This is a genomic window from Streptomyces sp. NPDC085944, from assembly GCF_040686295.1.
Classification (GTDB): domain Bacteria; phylum Actinomycetota; class Actinomycetes; order Streptomycetales; family Streptomycetaceae; genus Streptomyces; species Streptomyces salinarius.
Map to the genome: position 1 here is coordinate 382482 of NZ_JBFBJX010000008.1, position 19038 is coordinate 401519.

The window sequence follows — 19038 nt, forward strand, 5'->3', positions numbered from 1 at the left end:
CCAGTGAAACGACGGTCCGCGGTGTCCGCAAGCTGCACCCGCCCTCCGGGGCTCCGGACGGCTCCGGTCAGCGCGGCGGTTCGCCGCGGCGGACGGAACCCGGAGCACGTGCACCGTGGTGGTCGGCCCGCGCGGAGGAGATGAGCTGCCAGGGCACGCTGATCACCACGACGCCCGGAGCGAAGCGGAGGCCTGCTTTGATCCGGAGTGCGGACTGGTTGTGCAGCAGGTTCTCCCACCAGCGGCCGACGACGTACTCGGGGATGTAGACGCCGACCATGTCGCGCGGGCTCTCGCGGCTGAGCGAGCGTACGTAGTCGACGACGGGCCGGGTGACCTCACGGTAGGGGGAGTCCAGGACCTTGAGGGGCACGTTGACGCCTAGCCGCTGCCACTGCTCTTCCAGCACACGTGTCTCCTCGTGGTCGACGGCGACCGTCAGCGCCTCGAGCCGGTCAGGCTTGGAAGCACGCGCATAGGCCAGCGCCCGGAGCGTCGGTTTGTGGACGCTGGAGACCAGCACGATCGCCAGGACACGGGAAGGCGAGGTGAGGTCGGCGTGCGGGTCGGTGCTGGTCAGCTCGGCGGCGGTGCGGTCGTAACGCATGCGGATGGCACGCATCAGCAGCCACAGCACGCCGGCGGCGAGTACGGCCAGCCAAGCGCCGTCGAGGAACTTTGTGAACAGGACCACCACCAGGACCAGGCCCGTGAACATCGCGCCGACCGAGTTGATGACCCTGGCGAGGCGGTGGCGGCGCCGCAGCGCGAGGTCGCTCTCTGTGGACAGGGCCTGGTTCCAGTGCCGGACCATGCCGGTCTGCGAGAGCGTGAAGGAGGTGAAGACGCCCAGGATGTACAGGTGGATCAGGGCCGTGACGCTGGCTTTGAACCCCCACAGCAGCAAGCCGGCGGTTACGGCCAGCGCCACGATGCCATTGGAGAAGGCGAGCCTGTCTCCCCGGCTGTGCAGCTGGCGAGGCAGGTAGCGGCGCTGCGCGAGGACCGATGAAAGAAGCGGGAAACCATTGAACGCGGTGTTCGCGGCGAGGACCAGAACAAGCGCGGTCGCCGCCTGGATGTAGTAGAAGCCGACACTCCTCTCCCCGCCGAAGACCGCGGCCGCGACCTGGGCGATGACCGTGCGCTGCTGGTAGGCGGAACAGTCCTGACCCAGCCCGGTGAGCCGGCAGGCGTCATCCGCGATGTGGACCTTGGCCACGATCGCGAGCGTGGTGACACCGACGAACATCGCCACGGCGATGAGCCCCATCACTGCCAGGGTGATCGCCGCGTTGTGCGACTTCGGCCTACGGAAGGCGGGAACCCCGTTGGAGATCGCCTCCACGCCGGTCAACGCGGTGCAGCCGTTGGAGAACGCCCGCAGCACGAGCAGTACCAGCGCCACACCGGCCAGCTGCGCGTCGCCCCCTTGCGGCCGGATGCCGTACGAGGCGCTCTCGGCGACGGGCGCGTCCCCGACCAGATACCGGAAGAGCCCGGTGGCGATCATGAGGAGGACGCCGCCGACGAACAGGTACGTCGGCGCGGCGAAGGCCCGCCCGGACTCGCGCACTCCCCGCAGGTTCACCATCGCGAGCAGCGCCACGAAGCCCAAAGCCAGCGGCACCCGCTGGGCGTGCAGCTGGGGGACGGCGGAGATGATGTTGTCCACGCCGGAAGCCACCGACACCGCCACGGTCATCACGTAGTCGACCAGCAGGGCAGCCCCCACCACCAGACCGGCCCCCTCGCCGAGGTTCGCGGACACGACCTCGTAGGAGCCCCCACCACTCGGATAGGCGCGCACGACCTGCTGGTACGACAGCACCACCACCGTCATCAGCGCGACGACCGCCGCCGCGATCCACGGCGTGAAATGCACATACGCCAGCCCGCCCAGCGTGAGCACCAACAAGATCTCCTGCGTCGCGTACGCCACCGACGACAGCGGGTCCGAGGCGAAAATCGGCAGGGCTACACGCTTGGGAAGCAGCGTCTGCCCCATCTCACTGCTGCGCAGGGCACGGCCGACCATCAGCCGCTTCGCCACCTCGGAGATCCTGATCACAGTAGCGAAGGTAGAGCGGCAGCCTGCCGATCAGAAGGACCATCGCCCCGACGCAGGTCAGCAGCCCGGTCAGCGGCTGACTTCGAAATCTGTCAGGACAAGCAGGGCGCGGAGGAGCTGGGTGGCGCGGCCGGGGTCGGTGTGAAGCTTGGCGAGGATCCGCACGTTCTCGAGGGCCGCCCGGCCGCAGCGGGCAGGAACCGGTCCCACCATTCCTTCCAACTGCGGTTTCAGGTTGGTGCACGCTCAAGGCAGCCCAGCCACGGTCATCTGCTCCATGATGGGACGCCAGACGCTGTCCCGGAGGACGAGCCCGCGATGTGTGACCAGCACCGCCGACAGCACAGGATCCGCGGGGTCGATGTCGATGACTCCCCCGGAAGCGATGCGCTGCAGTAGAGCGATGACGTGACTGGCATAGGCGTCGGACGCGACCCGGGGCAGCCGCTCGGCAAGTCGGCCCGCCCCCGCCACGAGCACGCCGGATGCGGTGCGGACCACAGCCTCCGGTTCCGAGCCCTCCACGTTCCCGCCGTCCCGATCAGCGACCATGTCGACGACCACGGAACCAGGACGCATGGTTGCCAGCGACTCGGCGGTCAGCACGATCCGTGGACGGTCGTAGAGCCAGGGGCGCAGCGACGTGACGACGATGTCCCGGTCGCGAAGATCCGACGGGGCGTCGTCTGCGGTGAGCACCTCCGTCCCGCACGCCTCCAGAGTGCGCCCTGCCTGACGCGCGGCCGGTCCGTGGCCGACGATCAGGGCACGGGCCGCTGTTCCGGGGAGCGCGGCACCGCCTCCCGCCGACACCGGCCGGTCGAGGAGGTCGGCTGCGAGCAGAGCGGCCTTGTAGCCCGCCAGCTGCTCCAGCGAGGCAGCGGCGTCGAGCGGCGAGCCCGCGGCTTCCGCGTCGCCGGCGAGGTCCAGGGCGATGACGGTGAGTCCCTCGTCAGCCCACTTGTGGATGAGGAAAGGGGTGCTCAGCGGGGCGCGGAGAACGGCCAGCAGGGCAACCACCACCTGGCCACGTCGAAGCACACGTCCCGCGACGCATGCCGGAGGTCGGAGCGCCACCACGATGTCGGAGCCGGCGACGACCTCGTCCCGCGAGCCGATGCCTGCGCCTGCGGCCCGGTACTCAGGGTCGGTCAGCCCCAGACGTTCACCGGCACCGGTCTCCACAAGTACGTCGAGACCCAAGGTGCGGACCCGGGGCACCGACTCCGGCGGAAGAGCCACACGACGGTCTCCCGGGGTGATCTCGCGGCACACCCCCACCGTAAGAGAGGCCATGAGCGGCCACCTCCCGTACCTCCGTGTGCGTGGTCCAGTTCCAGTATGGAAGGGGTGTGGCCGATGTGCCGCGGTCGCCTCGCGTTTCGGCGGGGATCGCTCATCCTGGGACTCAGGAGGTGGCGACGTCGCCGACAGCACCCAAGGAGGACGGGAATGCCCACCAGCTCCCTTGCAGGTTGGCGGTTCTGGATCGACCGGGGTGGAACCTTCACGGACGTCGTGGCACAAGGACCCGACGGCCGCGTAGCCGCGCTCAAACTGCTGTCCGAGGACCCTGCTCGCTATCGTGACGCTGCCGTCGAGGGCATCCGCCGCCTTCTGGGCCTGGACCCGGAGGAACCCGTTCCGAGCGACGCGGTCCACAGCGTCCGCATGGGCACGACGGTGGCGACCAACGCCCTGCTGGAACGTGCCGGAGAGCGCACCGCACTGGTGATCACACGTGGTTTCCGTGACGCCCTTCGCATCGGCTACCAGAACCGACCGGACCTCTTCGCCCGAGAGATCGAGCTCCCCGAGGCCCTGTACGAACGCGTCATCGAGGTCGACGAGCGCGTCACCGCCGAGGGCGAAGTGCTACGGGCACCTGATCTGGACACCCTGGCGGTTCAGCTCCGGGACGCGTACGCCGACGGGCTCCGCGCGATCGCGGTCGTCTGCCTGCACAGTGCGCTCCACCCCGGGCACGAGCAGTCGGTAGGGCGACTCGCCGCCTCCCTCGGTTTCCCCCAGGTCACTCTCTCCTCCACGGTGTCCCCACTCACCAGGCTCGTGCTGCGCGGGGACACGGCCGTCGTCGACGCCTACCTCTCACCGGTGCTGCGCGAGTACGTGCGGGAGGTGTCCCGCGAATTGCCCGGCGTCCCGCTGATGTTCATGCAGTCGAACGGCGGCCTGGCGGCGGCGGACCACTTCAGAGGCAGCAGCGCGGTGCTGTCCGGCCCGGCCGGCGGCATCGTCGGCATGGCCGGTCTGTCGCAGCAGGCCGGACACGACCGCGTCGTCGGCTTCGACATGGGCGGTACCTCGACGGACGTGTCCCACTACGCGGGTGAGTTCGACCGGGTTCCGGTCACCCACATCGGTGGTGTCCGGCTCCAGGTGCCGATGCTCGACATCCAGACGGTCGCCGCGGGTGGCGGTTCGGTGCTGCGCTTCGACCACGGTCGGTACCAGGTGGGTCCGGACTCTGCGGGCGCGCGCCCGGGGCCGGCCTGTTACCGGGCCGGTGGCCCGCTGACGGTGACCGATGCCAACGTGATGCTGGGGCGCATCCCGCCCGCCCACTTCCCGCGCGTGTTCGGCCCGGGCGGCGACCAACCGCTGGACGAGACCGTCGTGCGACGGAAGTTCGCCGATCTCGCGGCCCGCATCCGCCGGGCGACCGGCGACCGGCGGTCCCCCGAAGAGGTGGCCGAGGGATTTCTCCGGGTGGCGGTCGCCAACGTGGCCGCCGCGGTGAAGCGCATCTCCGTACACCGAGGCCGCGACGTCCGTGCATACGCTCTGACCTCGTTCGGCGGGGCCGGTGGGCAGCACGCCTGCGCCGTCGCCGACGCGCTGGGCATCCGCACGGTCCTCGTCCCGCCGCTCGCGGGTGTGCTGTCCGCCTTGGGCATCGGGCTGGCCGACCTCACGACCGTGCACGAGCGCTCCCTGGAGCTGGCGCTGGACGACGCCCACATGAGCGATGTCCGTGAGGTCGCGGAGCAGCTCGAGTCCGCCGCCCGACAGGCGCTCGCCGATCAGGGGACAGCGGACGAGCGCGTACGCGTCAGCCGGACGGCGCGCCTGCGCTACGACGGGACCGACACCACGGTGACCGTGCCCCTCGGCGGCCGGGACGTCATGGAACGAGCGTTCGCCGAGCGACACCGCGCGCTCTACTCGTTCCTGCTGGACCGCCCCGTGGTGGTCGACGCCCTGTCCGTCGAGGCCCGAGGACTGACGTCCCGGCCCGATCTTGGCCGGCTGGGCAGCCGGCAGGCACCGCACGACCAGGCCGCCGTACGCTCCACGCGCCTCCACATCGGAGGTGAGTGGCGGACCGTGCCGCTGTACGAGCGCGAGCAACTGCATCCAGCGGCGGTGCTGCCAGGACCCGCCGTGATCGCCGAGGACAACGCGACCACCGTCGTCGACCCCGGCTGGCAGGCATCCGTCACGGCACATGGTCATCTCCGCCTGACCCGGTCCGCCGCCGTGCCCCCGGACCGGGCCGGCACCGGCGCGGACCCGGTGCTGCTGGAAATCTTCAACAACCAGTTCGTCTCCGTCGCCGAGCAGATGGGAGCCAGGCTCGCCGCGACGGCCCAGTCCGTCAACATCAAGGAACGCCTCGACTTCTCCTGCGCGCTCTTCGACCCTGAGGGCAACCTGGTCGCCAACGCGCCGCACATCCCGGTTCACCTCGGATCCATGGGCACCGCGGTCAGGGAAATCGTCCGCCGCCGAGCCGGACGCATGCGGCCGGGAGAGGCCTATGCGGTGAACGACCCCTATCACGGAGGCACCCACCTGCCCGACATCACCGTGATCACGCCCGTCTTCGGGGAAGCCGGCACGCCGCACGCCGACCGTGTGCTGTTCCACGTCGCCTCCCGGGGGCACCATGCGGAGATCGGCGGCCTGACCCCTGGTTCGATGCCGGCCGACAGCCGCAGCATCGACGAGGAAGGCGTCCTCTTCGACAACTGGCTCCTGCTCCAGGACGGCCGCTTGCGCGAGGCAGCGACTCTGGACCTGCTCACCAGCGCGCCCTACCCGTCACGCAACCCCACGACCAACCTGGCCGACCTCCGCGCCCAGATCGCCGCCAACGCCAAAGGCGTCGACGAGGTGAACCGCATGATCCGGCACTTCGGTCTCGACGCGGTCCAGGCCTACATGCGCCACGTTCAGGACAACGCCGAGGAAGCGGTCCGCCAGGCCCTCGACACCCTCACCACCGGGGAGTACCGGTACGAGACGGACTCCGGAGCGGTGATCGCCGTACGCGTCGACGTGGACCGCCGCCGACGCGGCGCGACCATCGACTTCACCGGCTCCTCACCGCAACTCGAATCCAACTTCAACGCGCCGACCTCCGTGGTCACGGCTGCCGTGCTGTACGTCTTCCGCACCCTCATCGCGCAGGACATCCCGCTGAACGACGGTTGTCTACGGCCCTTGCACCTCGTCGTTCCGCGTGGATCGATGCTGGCTCCCGAGCCACCCGCCGCCATCGTGGCCGGCAACGTGGAGACCTCCCAGGCCGTCACCGGAGCCCTCTATGCCGCGCTGCGTACGCAGGCGGAGGGGAGCGGCACGATGAACAACGTCACGTTCGGCAACGAACACCACCAGTACTACGAAACGGTCGCCTCGGGGGCCGGAGCAGGCCCCGGCTTCCACGGTGCCTCGGCAGTCCAGACGCACATGACCAACTCCTACCTGACCGACCCGGAGGTCCTGGAGATGCGCCTGCCGATCCTCGTCGAGCAGTTCTCCGTACGACGCGGCAGCGGCGGCGCCGGCCGGTGGCACGGGGGAGACGGCGTGGTACGCAGGATCCGCTTCCGCGAGGCGATGACGATCAGTGTGTTGTCGGGACACCGCAGGATCCCTCCCTACGGGATGGCCGGCGGCGAGCCGGGTGCCCTCGGACACCACTGCGTGGAACGCGACGGCGTTGCTGTGCCCATGGCGGCCTGTGGCTCCACTGCGGTGCAGGTTGGTGACGTGTTCGTCATGGTCACCCCAGGCGGTGGCGGCTACGGAACCGCGGCCGACGCCTTCGCGACGAGGGAGCACGGCCGACGGAACGCCCCTCGGGGCAGGTGATGGCTGAGAACACCGTCGGTACCGCTGCGGAGCGTGTCCGGCGATACGATCCCGGCCCGCAAGGTGCTGGTCCATCAGACGGCCGCAGCCGACCTCCTTGTCGTCGGGGCCCGTCACCGGTCGGGCCGTCTCGGCCTTCAGCTCGGGCGGGTCGCCCACACGCTGCTGCAGCACGCGGCCTGCCCGGTCGCAGTGGTGCCACAGGTCGCGTGAGGGGTTCGCCGCACGACGTCGGTGCCGGTGGCCTCGCCCGATCACCTGTCACAAGCGAGCCGCGTGGTCCGGGACGTACGTCTGCAGCTCCCTGGGTGACCGTGCGTATCCGGTCGAGGGAGGGCGTTCCGGGAGGGTGAGTGAGGGGGGCGGCACGTCGTGGTAGGCGACGGAGTCCAAGAAGTGGGCGATCATGTTGAGCCGGGCCCGACGTTTGTCGTCGCTCTCCACCACGTACCACGGGGACTCGGGAGTGTCCGTGGCCGCCATCATCTCGTCCTTGGCGCGAGAGTAGGCTTCCCACCGGGTGATCGACTCCAGATCCACCGACGAGAGTTTCCAGCGCTTCAGCGGGTCTTCGAGGCGACGCCGGAAGCGCTTCTGCTGCTCCACATCACTCACGGAGAACCAGTACTTCCGCAGCAGGAGCCCGTCCTCGACGAGCATCCTTTCGAAGACGGGGCAGTGTCGCAGAAACCGACGGTGTTCTTCACCGGTGCAGAACCCCATGACACGCTCGACCCCGGCCCGGTTGTACCAGCTGCGGTCGAAGAGAACGATCTCGCCGCCCGCGGGCAGGTGCTCCACGTACCGCTGGAAGTACCACTGTGAGCGTTCCCGCTCGGTCGGTCGGGGCAGTGCCACGACACGCGTCACTCGGGGGTTGAGGTGTTCCGTGAGCCGCTTGATGGCGCCGCCCTTCCCGGCCGCGTCCCGGCCCTCGAACACCACCGCAACGCGCTTCTTCCCGGTCACAACCCATTCCTGGAGTTTCACCAGTTCGGTCTGCAAGCGCAGCAACTCCGTCTCGTACGTTCCGCGTGAGATCGTCCGGAGTTTCTTGCCTGCCATGCCACCTCCAGCCCCCCGCGATCCGATGCCCTCCGTGTCAGCACGGTAGTGGTCGGTCACGAGCAGCGCATGCGCACGTCGGTCGGTGTCCCCGTGCTCGCAGGGCACGCGGGTGGGCCGTGCGACCGCGTGGCCGTCGCCGCGCACCGGGGCAGGTGCTGTCCCGGTGTACGGCCTCCTCGTGGCGGCGCTACCGTCCTGGCAGCAGTTCCGCCACCCGTGCCATGCGCTGCCAGCCACCAGCCACCAGCCAGCAGTCCGCCGAGCACCATTCCCACCACCGGCGCGATGTCCAAGGGACGGCCCTCCGGCAGGCCGGCGGCCCGGCAGGCCAGCCATGCGGCAAGGGCTCCGCAGAACACGGCGAGGACCACCGCCGTCATGTGCGCCGTTTCCGGATGAGGACATGGAGCCCTGCCTGATCCTCGGAGTCACGGCGACGCCGAAGAACCGTCCTCACCGCGTGCGGGTGATCAGGAAGTCGGCGCTGGCGGACAGCGTGCTGAGCCGGGACGTGTCCTCGTCATCGATGTGGACACCGGCCCGTTCGCCGAGAACCTCCAGGAAGTTCAGGAAGTCCAGCGAGTCCATCTCAAGCGCCTCGCGAAACTCGTCCTGAGGTGCGAGGCCGGCGACATCGGCGTCGGGGATCACCGAGGAGATCGCTTGCCTGACCATCTCGAGAGCGTCGGTTCTGTTCATGTTCACAGGTGCTCCGGGGTCTGGAGGAGACGGGCGACCACAGCGAGGTAGCGGGCCCCGACGGCGCCGTCCGTCGCCCGGTGGTCCGCCGAGAGGGTCGCCGTGACAACGGGCCGTACTCCCAGAAGGCCGTCGACGGCCCACGGCCGGTCGACCACACGCCCGAAGCCGACCAGGGCCACCTGGGGTGGATGGATGACGCCGAAGACACTCTCCACACCCTGATCGCCCAGATTCGTGACGGTGATGCCGGCCCCCGACACCTCGGAACCGCGCAGTCTGCCCGTGCGGGCCCGGTTGACCAGGTCCTTCAGGGCCCTCATCAGCTGGGGAAGGGGAAGCGTGTCGGCGTGGTGCAGGGTGGGGGCGACGAGCCCACCGCCCCGCAGCGACACGGCTACGCCGAGGTGGATGCCGTCGGCGGCCGTGAAGTGGTCCTCGGTCCAGAAGCCGTTGAGGTCGGGCACCTCCCGGGCGCCCAGTGCCGCGGCCTTGAGCAGCAGGGCGGCGGGGAGCAGCCGCTCACCGACGGGGCTGCGCCGGTTGTGCTCGCGCAGCCAGTCCGCAGCGGCCGCCATGTCCACGGTCGTCGAGAGGTAGTAGTGGGGGATGTCACGGTTGGCGCGGCTCATCAGGCCGGCGATCGCCTGACGCATGGCCGCCGTCCGGTCTTCGGACGGGCGACTGGCGGAGGAGGCCAGGGGGCTTTCGGGCGCGGGTGGCGCCGGGTGTGGGCCGGGCACCGCCCGGCGGACGTCCGAGGACCGGATCGCCGAGTGACTCCCCGTGCCCGTCACGGTGGCGAGGTCGACGCCCAGTTCGGCGGCGAGCCGCCGGGCGAAGGGGGTGGCGCGCGCACGAGGCGGCGCCGTACCGGGTCGGGCCGCTGCCGCGTGTTCGACATCCGCTCGGGTGACACGTCCTCCCGGTCCGGAGCCGTGCAGCCCGTCCAGGTCGACACCGCTCCGCTCCGCGAGGTGCCGGGCCAAGGGGCCTGTCTCGAGGTGTCCGGGCAGCCGGGCGGCGGAGGGTACCGGTGCCGGCACGGAACCAGGCGGTGATGAGGGCGGCTCCCGGGAGGGTTCCGGTGCGGGGGGCCCGGACGGCTCGACCTCCGTGGGGGCGTGCCGGGTGGGCCGTGCTTTCTCGGACGACCCGATCAGAGCGAGCGGTGTGCCCACCGGCACGGTCCTGCCGGGCTCGACGAGGAGCTCCGTCACGATCCCGGTGTCGAAGCACTCCACCTCGATGGTCGACTTGGCGGTTTCGACGACCGCGACCGGCTCGCCCCGGTGGACGTGGTCACCGGTCCGCACCAGCCATTCCGTGAGGGTTCCCTCGTCCATGTCCGCGCCGAGGGACGGCATGGTGAACTCCGCCATGATCAGTCCACCGCCCCATGGACGGCCGCGACGATGTCAGCGGTCTGCGGCAGGGTGGCCTCCTCGAGCTGACGGGCGTACGGAACGGGCACCTCGGCGCTGCACACCCGCTCCACGGGCGCGTCCAGGTCGTAGAGCGCGTCCTCGGCAATGCGGGCGGAAACCTCCGCGGCGAGGCTCCCGGTCCGCCACGCCTCGTCGATGACCACCGCACGGTGAGTGCGAGCCACGGAGGCGGTGACGGTCGCGTGGTCGAGGGGGCGGAGCGTGCGGAGGTCGATCACCTCCGCACTGATGCCGTCGGTGGCCAGCTCGTCCGCCGCCGCCAGGACTTTGGGCAGCGAACCCCCGTACGTGATCAGGGAGACGTCGGTGCCGGGGCGGCGGATCGCGGCGTGGTCCACGTCCACGGTCTGTACCGTCGACGGGAGTTCGCCGGAGACGTTGTAGAGGCTTCCGTGTTCGAAGATCAGCACCGGGTCCGGATCGGCGAGCGCCGAGGGCAGCATGTGACGGGCGTCTTCAAGGGTGGCAGGGGCGAGAACGCGGATGCCGGGAATGTGCGCGTACCAGCCCTCCAGGCTGTGCGAGTGTTGCGCGGCGAGCTGGCGTCCGGCACCCGTGGTCATGCGGATGACCAGCGGTACGGCGAGCTGGCCGCCCGACATGTGGCGAAGTGTGGCGGCGTTGTTGAGTATCTGGTCGAGAGCGAGCAGGCTGAAGTTGACGGTCATGATCTCGACGATCGGGCGCATCCCGGCCAGCGCGGCGCCGATGCCGGCGCCGACGAACGCCGATTCGGACAGCGGGGTGTCGCGGACGCGTTCGGGGCCGAACTCCTCCAGCAGGCCGAGGCTGACGCCGAAGCACCCGCCGTACCGGCCCACGTCCTCGCCCATGAGGAAGACCCGGTCGTCGGAGCGCAGGGCCTCGCGGAGCGCCTCGCGCATCGCCTCCCGGTAGGTGGTGCTCTCCGGCTGCTTCACGTCGCCGCTCACGGTCGGCCCACCCTCCCGGCCGTGGAACCGGTGACGTGGCGGAGCAGGTGCTCGACCGGTTCTTCGGGTCCCTGTTCCGCCGCCTCGACGGCGCGGTCCACCTCGCGGCCGACACGTCGCTCGGTACGAGCCAGTTCCTTGTCGTCCAGTTCACCGTTCTCCCGCATGCGCTCGGAGAGGAGGACGATCGGATCCCGCTCCTTCCACCGCTCCACCTCCGCCTTGTGACGGTACCGGTCCGGGTCGTACATCGAGTGGGCGCGGAAGCGGTAGGTGCGCAACTCCAGGAGGTGCGGTCCGGTGCCGGCGCGGATGCCTTCGACGGCCTTCCGGGCGGCCCGTTCGACGGCTTCGACATCCATGCCGTCCACGGCCCAGGCGATCATGCCGTACGAGGCGCTGCGCATGGCAAGGTCCGTCTGCGCCTCGTGCCGCTCCAGGGCCGTGCCCATGGCGTAGAGATTGTTCTCGCAGATGAACAGCACGGGGAGATCCCACAGTGCGGCCAGGTTCGCGGTCTCGTGGAACTCGCCCTCGGCGAAAGCGCCGTCGCCGAAGAAGCAGCAGGTGACGCGGTCCCGTCCGCGCAGCCGGTCGGCGAGCGCGAGGCCGGCGGCCAGGGGAAGGCCGCCGGCGACGATGGCGTTGCCGCCGTAGAAGCGGCGGCCGGCGTCGAACAGGTGCATCGAGCCGCCCCTGCCGCCGCTGCATCCCGTGGTCCTGCCGTACATCTCCGCCATGACGGCCTCGGCCGGGATGCCACGGGCCAGGGCGTGCCCGTGCTCGCGGTAGGTGGAGACGACCGCGTCGTCCGGGGTCAGGTTCTCGTTGACGCCGACGGCCACGGCCTCCTCACCGATGTAGAGGTGGACGAAACCGCGGATCTTGGCGGCGCTGTACAGCTCTACGCACCGTTCCTCGAAGCGCCGGACGCGCAGCATCGCCTGCAGCAGGTCCCTCCTGTGTCCGGCGGTCCCGTGCGGGGCGGAGGGAGGCCGGGCGCTCGCTTCGCCCTTGGAGGACTTCGGCTTTCTGCCGGACTTCGAAGGGGCCGGAGCCTTCTGGGTGCGGGTCGGGCGGGCCACGCTCATGCCGTTCCCTCCAGGGTTGACACGTCGCCTGTGGGCAGACCGAGTTCACGTGCCCGCAGCAGGCGGCGCATCACCTTGCCGCTGCGGGTCTTGGGGAGGTTCTGGTCGAACGAGATCTCCTTGGGGGCGACGGCGGGGCCCAGCCTGCGGCGGCCGAAGGACAGCAGTTCCCTCTTCAGCTCCGGGGTCGGCTCCACGCCGTGCCCCAGCGACACGAACGCCTTGACGACGTTGCCGGCGACCGGGTCCGGTCGTCCGATGACCCCGACTTCGGTGACTGCCGGGTGCTCCAGCAGCGCGCTCTCCACCTCGAACGGGCCGATCAGGTGTCCCGCCGACTTGATGACGTCGTCGGCGCGTCCCACGAACCAGTACCACCCGTCCGCGTCCCGGCGGACCAGGTCACCCGTCAGATACCAGCCGTCGGCGAACGCGGCCTCGTAACGCCCGTCGTCGTGCAGATAGCCGCGGAACATCGACGGCCATCCCGGCCGCAACGCCAGTTCGCCCTCCACCCCGGGGCCTTCCACTTCCGCCACCTTGCCGTCGGTGAGCTGGACCCGGCCCTGGGCGTCCTGCTTGAGCACGGTCGCCTCGACACCGGGGAGCGGCCGCCCCATCGAGCCTGGACGGATCTCGCATGCGGCGAAGTTCGCGATCATGATGCTGCCGGTCTCCGTCTGCCACCAGTTGTCGTGCACCGGCAGGCCCAGCACGTCCCGACCCCATACGACGGCCTCCGGATTGAGGGGCTCGCCCACGGAGGCGATGAAACGCAGGGCGGACAGGTCGTAGGAGCGCGGCAGGTCGTACGGGCCCTGGCGCGGCGTGGCACGCATCAGCATGCGCAGGGCGGTGGGGGCCGTGTACCAGACGGTGACGCGCTGTTCACCGAGGATCCGGTACCAGCGCCGGGCGTCGTAGTCCCCCTCGTCGACGACCACCGTGACACCGTGGACCAGCGGAGCGATGATCCCGTACGACATGCCGGTGACCCAGCCGGGGTCGGCCGTGCACCAGTACACGTCCTCCGGGTGCAGATCGAGCGCGTACGCGGCCGTGGCGTGGTGGGCGACGACGGCCTCGTGGACGTGGACGGCGCCCTTGGGGGTCCCGGTGGTGCCACTGGTGAAGTGCAGCAGAGCCATGTCCTCGGGCGAGGTGGCCGGCACGGTGAAGGTGTCCCGGGCCTCGGACACGAGGTCGTCGAAGGACGCCGTTCCGGGCAGCTCTTCGGCACCGGGCCCCACGATGAGGACGTGCTTCAGCCCGGGCACCGACGTGCGTCGCCCGGCCACCTTGCGTCGGTAGAGAGCCGCGGTGGTGACCAGCACCTGGGCGTCTCCGAGCCGCAGGCGCTGTTCCACGGGGTCGGGACCGAAAGCGGAGAAGAGCGGGCAGAGCACGCTGGTGTTCTTCAAGGTGCCCAGCACCGAGGTGTACAGCTCGGGGCAGCGGCCGAGCAGCGTGAACACCCGGTCCCCGCGCCCGACGCCGAGTGAGCGGAGGACGTTCGCGAAGCGGGACGTACGACGGGACAGTTCCGCGTACGTCACCGTCGAGACGGAGTTGTCGCGTGCGACGCACCGCAGCGCGACCTTGTCCGCGTCCGCCGAGGACGCGTGCCGGTCGACGGCCTCGTGCGCCATGTTGAGTCCGCCGCCGGGAAGCCCGGACAACTCGGCGCGCGCCTGCGACCAGGTGAACGCCGAGCGGGCGCGGTCGTACTCGGCGAGGCGGGGCGGGACGACCGGCGCGGTCTGTTTGTGGATGGTTTCCCAGTGCATGGGCGCTCCTCCCGGCACCGTCCCCCGCTTTCCAGGGTCACCGAGCCAGACTCTCCTCGCATCTCAGGGCAGGCACAGTGGCAGAGCGTGTCGTCGAGGTGAGGGGGCGGGGCGGCGTCGCCCCCCGGAGCTGCGGCCGCACGGGCGGCGACGGCGCCGTACCGATCAGGGACACCAACCGGTCGGCCCCGCGGGGGCTGCCGGGCGGCCCCGGGGGGAAGCTCCATGGATTTCGCCGCACGCACCGGGTCCGTAACGAAGCGAGGAGAAGCCGTGTCGCACACCACGGAACGGAAAGTGCGTCTCCACCTTTTCGAGGACGACGACGGAGCCACCAAGGCGCATGTGGTGGTGGACACCGGTACCACGGCGCTCACCGGTCGCGGGACCGCACATCACCAAGCGGCCGACGCGCGCGTGCCGGACACCGGCGACGAGCCGGCCGCAGGACGCGGCTTGCGGAAGTCGCTCGGCAACTGATGGACGTCGCCGAGCGCGACGTCGCGGCCACGCGGCTGCGGGGTCCCGGCTCAGGGTGAGTGAGGAGCTGAGCCACGTGACCGACAGCCGACGCGGCGCGGCGTTGCCCTGCGTCGACGAGTCGCTCTGCATCGTCGAGGCTGCCGCCGCGAGCGAACGCGGCATCCACCGGCGTGGGGCCCACGTCACGGGGCCAGGGAGAAGTAGTTCTCCTCCTCCTGGGCGAAGTGCAGGCGCAGCACGGTGTTGAGGCCGTACAGGCAGGAGCGGAGGTCGTCCAGCTGTTCGGAGGCCAGGCCGCCGTTCGCGTGGGCGAGCTGCAGGTGGGTGGCGATGCGGCGGGACAGACGTCCGATCTCGGTGTGCGCGCGGCTCATCGTCGCGGTGGACTCCGGGCCACCGAGTACCGGTGCCAGAGCCGGGTAGAGCTGATGCTCCTCGGCGTACTCGTGCGGCAGCAGTCGCTCGGTGAGCAGCCGGTGCGCCTCCTCGACGCTCGCGAGTGCCGCCGGCTCGGGAACCCCGGAAAGGCGGTCCGCGGCGGCACGCACCGCCTGGAGGACATCCTGCAGGTCGTCGTGCTCGGCGGCGAACCGGTGGACGAGGGCTTCGGTGGCCGGTGCGAGGACCACTTGCTCGGCACGGCCGGCGCGCAGGGCCCGCAAGGCGTTGAGGATGACCGCGACGTCGATGCCCTCCTGCAGCAGGGCGCCGGCGGCGGGCTGGATCAGGCCGAGAGCGGCCGCGGCCATCGCGGCCAGCGACAGCAGCATGCCTCCGAGGGCGCTCTGCACAGCGATACGGCGCGATCGCTGAGCGATGACGACGGCGTCGGCCAGGCGGTCGACGCGGTCCGTGGTGAGCACGATGTCGGCGGCTTCGGAGGACGCCGTGGAGCCCCGGGCACCCATGGCGACTCCGATGTCCGCGGCGGCCAGGGCGGGTGCGTCGTTGACCCCGTCGCCCACCATCACCGTGACGGCGTGCCTGCGTTCGTCGCGCACGGCGGCCACCTTGTCGGCAGGAGCGAGCTCGGCGCGGACGCCGTCGAGTCCCAGAACGGCCGCCACCTCCTGAGCCGTGGCCGCTCGGTCGCCCGTGAGCATCACCAGTCGTCCGATGCCGGCGTCCCGGAGCCGGCGCACGGCGTGCGGAGCGTCGCGGCGCAGGGGGTCACGCAGCAGGACGGCACCGGTGAGGCGCTCGTCGACAGCGAGCCATGCCACGGTCGCCCCGTCGAGGAGGGCGCGGTTGTCGACCGCCTTCGCCCAAGCAGGCCGCGCCCGGGCGGCGTCGTCGCGACCGATGAAGACCCGGTGACCCTCGACGACGCCCCGGGCCCCCCGGCCCGGTTCCTCCGTCACCTCGGTCGGCTCCGACAGCTCCAGCCTTTGCGTCCGAGCGGTGTCGACGATGGCCTGGGCCAGCACATGAGGCGAGAACTGGTCCAGCGAGGCGGCCGTTCGCAAGACATCCGCCGGCACGCGCCCCGGGGCGGCCACCACGTCCAGGACACAAGGACGGCCCACGGTCAGGGTCCCCGTCTTGTCCAGCAGCAGGGTGCGGGCCCGGCCCAGGTTCTCCAGTGCTCCACCGTCCCGGACGACCACACCGCGGCGGGAGGCACGGGAAAGACCGGAGACGACGGCGACCGGGGCGGCCAGCAGCAGGGGGCAGGGAGTGGCGACCACCAGTACGGCGACCGCGCGCACCGGGGAGCCGCTGACCAGCCACGCCAGTGCCGCCGTGGCGAGTGCCAGCGGAAGGAACCAGGCGGCGTACCGGTCCGCCAGCCGCACCACAGGCGCCGATTCCGCGCCGGCCTGCTGGGCGAGGCGCACGATGCCGGCGTAGGTGCTGTCCTGCTCGGTGGCGGTGGCGCGCAGGTCGAACGCGCCGCCGGCGTTGACCGCGCCACTGCGTGCCCCCTCGTCCCGATGGCGCGTGACCTGGAGCGGTTCGCCGGTGAGCACCGACTCGTCGAGGACCGCTTCGGCGCTTTCGACGCTGCCGTCGACCGGGACGACCTCACCCGGGCCGACGACCAGTGCGTCCCCGGCAGCGACCTCTCCCAGCGGCACCCTGACCACGCCTTCGTCGGTGCGACGTCGTGCCGAGCGGGGCGCGTGCGCGAGCAGGGCGTGCAGGTCGTGGGAGGCGCGGCGCTGAGCAGCTTCCTCCAGAGTGCGGCCCGTGGCCAGCATGAGCGCGATCAAGGTCCCGGCCAGGTACTCACCGACGGCCAGGGTGCCGCCGAGCGCGAGTACGGCGATCAGGTCCACGCCCGCGTGCCCGCGCCGGAGTGCGACCAGTACCCAGCCCACTGCGGGAACGAGGGCGGCCACGGTGCCCAGCCCCCAGAAGAGGTCCGCCAGACCGGAGGCGTCCAGGAGATGGGCAACGCCTCCACCCACCAGAGCCGCAGTCGTGACAGCGAGGAGGCCGTGCTCGAGTCGGGGGGATGCGATGGCCGCCGTTGAGCGGCGCAGTCGCGCGACGAGGAGGAAGCGGTTCATGGGCACCTCGGTCCGTGCGGCGCGGCAACGTCGGTCGCTCCCTCCATGGAAGCGCGGCGTGCCCCCCTGGGCCAGTGACGATCGGCCCCCCCCACGGGGACGGTCGGGCATCGTCGTACGTCAGTCCGGCTCCATGTAGGGACGTCGGAACACCTTGGCCTGGTCCGAGCCCCAGGGTCGGACAGCTGCCAGAGCCTGGGCGACCGCGGAGCCCAGGGAGCCGCTGGTGTCGACGCCGACCGCCTCGGCCCATGGCTCTTCTTCGGCCGCCATGGCGTCGGCCACGCCGAGGTCGGCATCGGAAGCGCCGGAGGTACGGGTGTTCAGGCGGGCAGCTGCCACGTCGCCGGGCACGTGGCAGTGCAGGGCCACGAGGTCGGCGCCGGCGATTTCGGCGGTGCGCCGCGCTGCCTCGCGCTGGGCCGAGTCGATCCACGTGGCGTCCAGAACCACGGATTCGCCCCGGGCCATGAGAGCTGCTGCCCGGTCCAGCAGTTCGGCGTAGGTCCTGGCCGTCGACTCGGGGGTGTACAGCCCCTCGCCGTAATCGGCCGCGGCGCTCTCCTGCACGGAGAGCCCCGCCATCTCCTTGCGCACACGGTCACTGCTGAGCAGCACCGCTCCGAGACGGTCGGCCAGCGCGCCGGACAGCGTGGACTTCCCGGTGCCGGGAAGTCCGGCGACGAGTGTCAGGCCGACGGCCGAGGCCCTCAGATGGCGCAGCGCCATCAGGACGAGCCGTCGCGCCGCCGCCTGCGCCCCGGGCGCGCCCTGCCGCGCCTGGATCATGGACACTTTGGCTCGGACGAAGGCACGGTAGGCGACGTAGTGGTGCCACAGGGACGGCGGTGCGGGGTCACCGGAGTATTCGCCGTACTGGGTGAGGAAGAGCGCTGCGGCTTCGGGTGCACCGAGCAGTTCGAGGTCCATGGCCAGGAACGCGGCGTCGTCGAGACCGTCGACGTAGCGGAGACGGTCGTCGAACTCCAGGCAGTCGAGGATCCGAGGTCCGTCGTCGAGGCAGAAGATGTCGTCTGCGAGGAGGTCACCGTGCCCGTCGAGCACCCGGTCCTGTTCGATGCGGAGGTCGAACAGGGGCTTGCGTCCCTCGAGATAGCGGCGGACCAGCCGTTCGACCTCCGCCGTCCCACCCGGCGTCGGGCCTTCGGCCGCCATGGCGTCCACCTGAGCGAAGCCGGCCTCCCAGCGTGAGGCCAGGGCGTCCCGTGTGCCCTGTTCCGCGATGGCGGGGCCCCGGGGTGCGGCGGCGTGCCAGGCGGCCAGTTGCCTGGCGACGGTCCGTAGGGCGTCGTCGACGGGTGCTCCCGTCCGTACGAGGTGAGACAGACGGCGATCATCGGGCATGCGCCGCATCACCACGAGTGGCTCGGCCTCTCGCTCACCCGGGGTACGGAGCTCGCCCAGGCCCATGTACACGTCCGGAGCGAAGCGCCGGTTGAGTTCGATCTCGCGTTCGCACACGGCGCGACGCGACGACAAGGTGGTGTAGTCCAAGAAGCCCAGAGTCACCGGCTTCTTGCGCTTGTACACGCGATCCTCCACGAAGAGGACCACCGCGGTGTGCGTCTCACAGACGTCCGCGCGCTGTGCCTTGGCCGGACCCTCGCGACGCCCCGGCTCAGGCACAACGAGCCTCTCGTGCGGCAAGGCCCGCGCTGACGGTTGCTGACCTCACGAGGCGGCCTCCACTCCGTGTGAACATGGTGTTTTCTCCTTCTGAGGGGTACCTCATCGCCCTTCTTGCTGCATCCGGGCGCCGCCGACCCGGTGCATCGCACCCGTGCCGGCCGGCCCGCGTGGGGGA

The 19038-nt window shown here is 70.7% G+C and carries 12 protein-coding genes and 1 pseudogene; 3 read left to right on the forward strand and 10 right to left on the reverse strand.

Annotated elements, in window-relative coordinates; translation table 11 throughout:
• Positions 1–67 precede the first annotated feature (67 nt).
• Together AB0P07_RS18975 and AB0P07_RS18980 are read right to left on the reverse strand one after the other, a co-directional pair.
• The gene (locus AB0P07_RS18975; RefSeq protein WP_365552026.1) at positions 68–2038 is read right to left on the reverse strand and encodes an APC family permease; all 1971 of its coding nucleotides are present in this window, start codon (positions 2036–2038) and stop codon (positions 68–70) included.
• Positions 2039–2317: 279 nt separating this feature from the next.
• Positions 2318–3367: a hypothetical protein gene (locus AB0P07_RS18980; RefSeq protein ID WP_365551995.1), complete on the reverse strand. Its 1050-nt coding sequence runs from the start codon at positions 3365–3367 to the stop codon at positions 2318–2320.
• 156 nt (positions 3368–3523) lie between these two features.
• Between AB0P07_RS18980 and AB0P07_RS18985 the strand changes: the two genes are divergently transcribed.
• A complete protein-coding gene (locus AB0P07_RS18985) occupies positions 3524–7192 on the forward strand; it encodes a hydantoinase B/oxoprolinase family protein (RefSeq protein WP_365551997.1) in 3669 nt (1222 codons plus the stop codon).
• Between the two features lie 12 nt (positions 7193–7204).
• Positions 7205–7405, forward strand: a pseudogene (locus tag AB0P07_RS18990) (universal stress protein); the annotation flags it as partial.
• A 48-nt stretch (positions 7406–7453) separates the two neighbouring features.
• On the opposite strand, the gene ppk2 reads toward AB0P07_RS18990, so the two are convergent.
• The 6 genes from ppk2 to acsA all read right to left on the reverse strand — a co-directional run bounded on the left by ppk2 (position 7454) and on the right by acsA (position 14217).
• The gene (gene ppk2 / locus AB0P07_RS18995) at positions 7454–8257 is read right to left on the reverse strand and encodes a polyphosphate kinase 2 (RefSeq protein WP_365552028.1); all 804 of its coding nucleotides are present in this window, start codon (positions 8255–8257) and stop codon (positions 7454–7456) included.
• A 456-nt stretch (positions 8258–8713) separates the two neighbouring features.
• A complete protein-coding gene (locus tag AB0P07_RS19000) occupies positions 8714–8959 on the reverse strand; it encodes an acyl carrier protein (RefSeq protein WP_365551998.1) in 246 nt (81 codons plus the stop codon).
• A gap of 2 nt (positions 8960–8961) precedes the next feature.
• Positions 8962–10341, reverse strand: coding sequence for a dihydrolipoamide acetyltransferase family protein (locus AB0P07_RS19005; protein ID WP_365551999.1), 1380 nt, complete (start codon positions 10339–10341; stop codon positions 8962–8964).
• A 2-nt stretch (positions 10342–10343) separates the two neighbouring features.
• Positions 10344–11339 (reverse strand): alpha-ketoacid dehydrogenase subunit beta, encoded by a 996-nt coding sequence (locus tag AB0P07_RS19010; RefSeq protein WP_365552000.1) that lies wholly within the window; start codon positions 11337–11339, stop codon positions 10344–10346.
• Entirely contained in the window at positions 11336–12430 is a 1095-nt protein-coding gene (gene pdhA / locus AB0P07_RS19015) for a pyruvate dehydrogenase (acetyl-transferring) E1 component subunit alpha (protein ID WP_365552001.1), read from the reverse strand. The genes AB0P07_RS19010 and pdhA overlap by 4 nt, the downstream gene beginning before the upstream one ends.
• Positions 12427–14217: an acetate--CoA ligase gene (acsA, locus tag AB0P07_RS19020; protein ID WP_365552003.1), complete on the reverse strand. Its 1791-nt coding sequence runs from the start codon at positions 14215–14217 to the stop codon at positions 12427–12429. The genes pdhA and acsA overlap by 4 nt, the downstream gene beginning before the upstream one ends.
• A 273-nt stretch (positions 14218–14490) precedes the next feature.
• Here acsA and AB0P07_RS19025 point away from each other — a divergent pair, with 273 nt between their 5' ends.
• Positions 14491–14697, forward strand: a complete 207-nt coding sequence (locus tag AB0P07_RS19025) for a dsRBD fold-containing protein (RefSeq protein WP_365552005.1) — start codon at positions 14491–14493, stop codon at positions 14695–14697.
• Positions 14698–14882: 185 nt separating this feature from the next.
• Here AB0P07_RS19025 and AB0P07_RS19030 read toward each other — a convergent pair whose 3' ends face one another.
• Together AB0P07_RS19030 and AB0P07_RS19035 are read right to left on the reverse strand one after the other, a co-directional pair.
• Positions 14883–17213, reverse strand: a complete 2331-nt coding sequence (locus AB0P07_RS19030) for a heavy metal translocating P-type ATPase (protein WP_365552007.1) — start codon at positions 17211–17213, stop codon at positions 14883–14885.
• A gap of 120 nt (positions 17214–17333) precedes the next feature.
• Entirely contained in the window at positions 17334–18860 is a 1527-nt protein-coding gene (locus tag AB0P07_RS19035; RefSeq protein ID WP_365552009.1) for an AAA family ATPase, read from the reverse strand.
• Between the last annotated feature and the right edge of the window lie 178 nt (positions 18861–19038).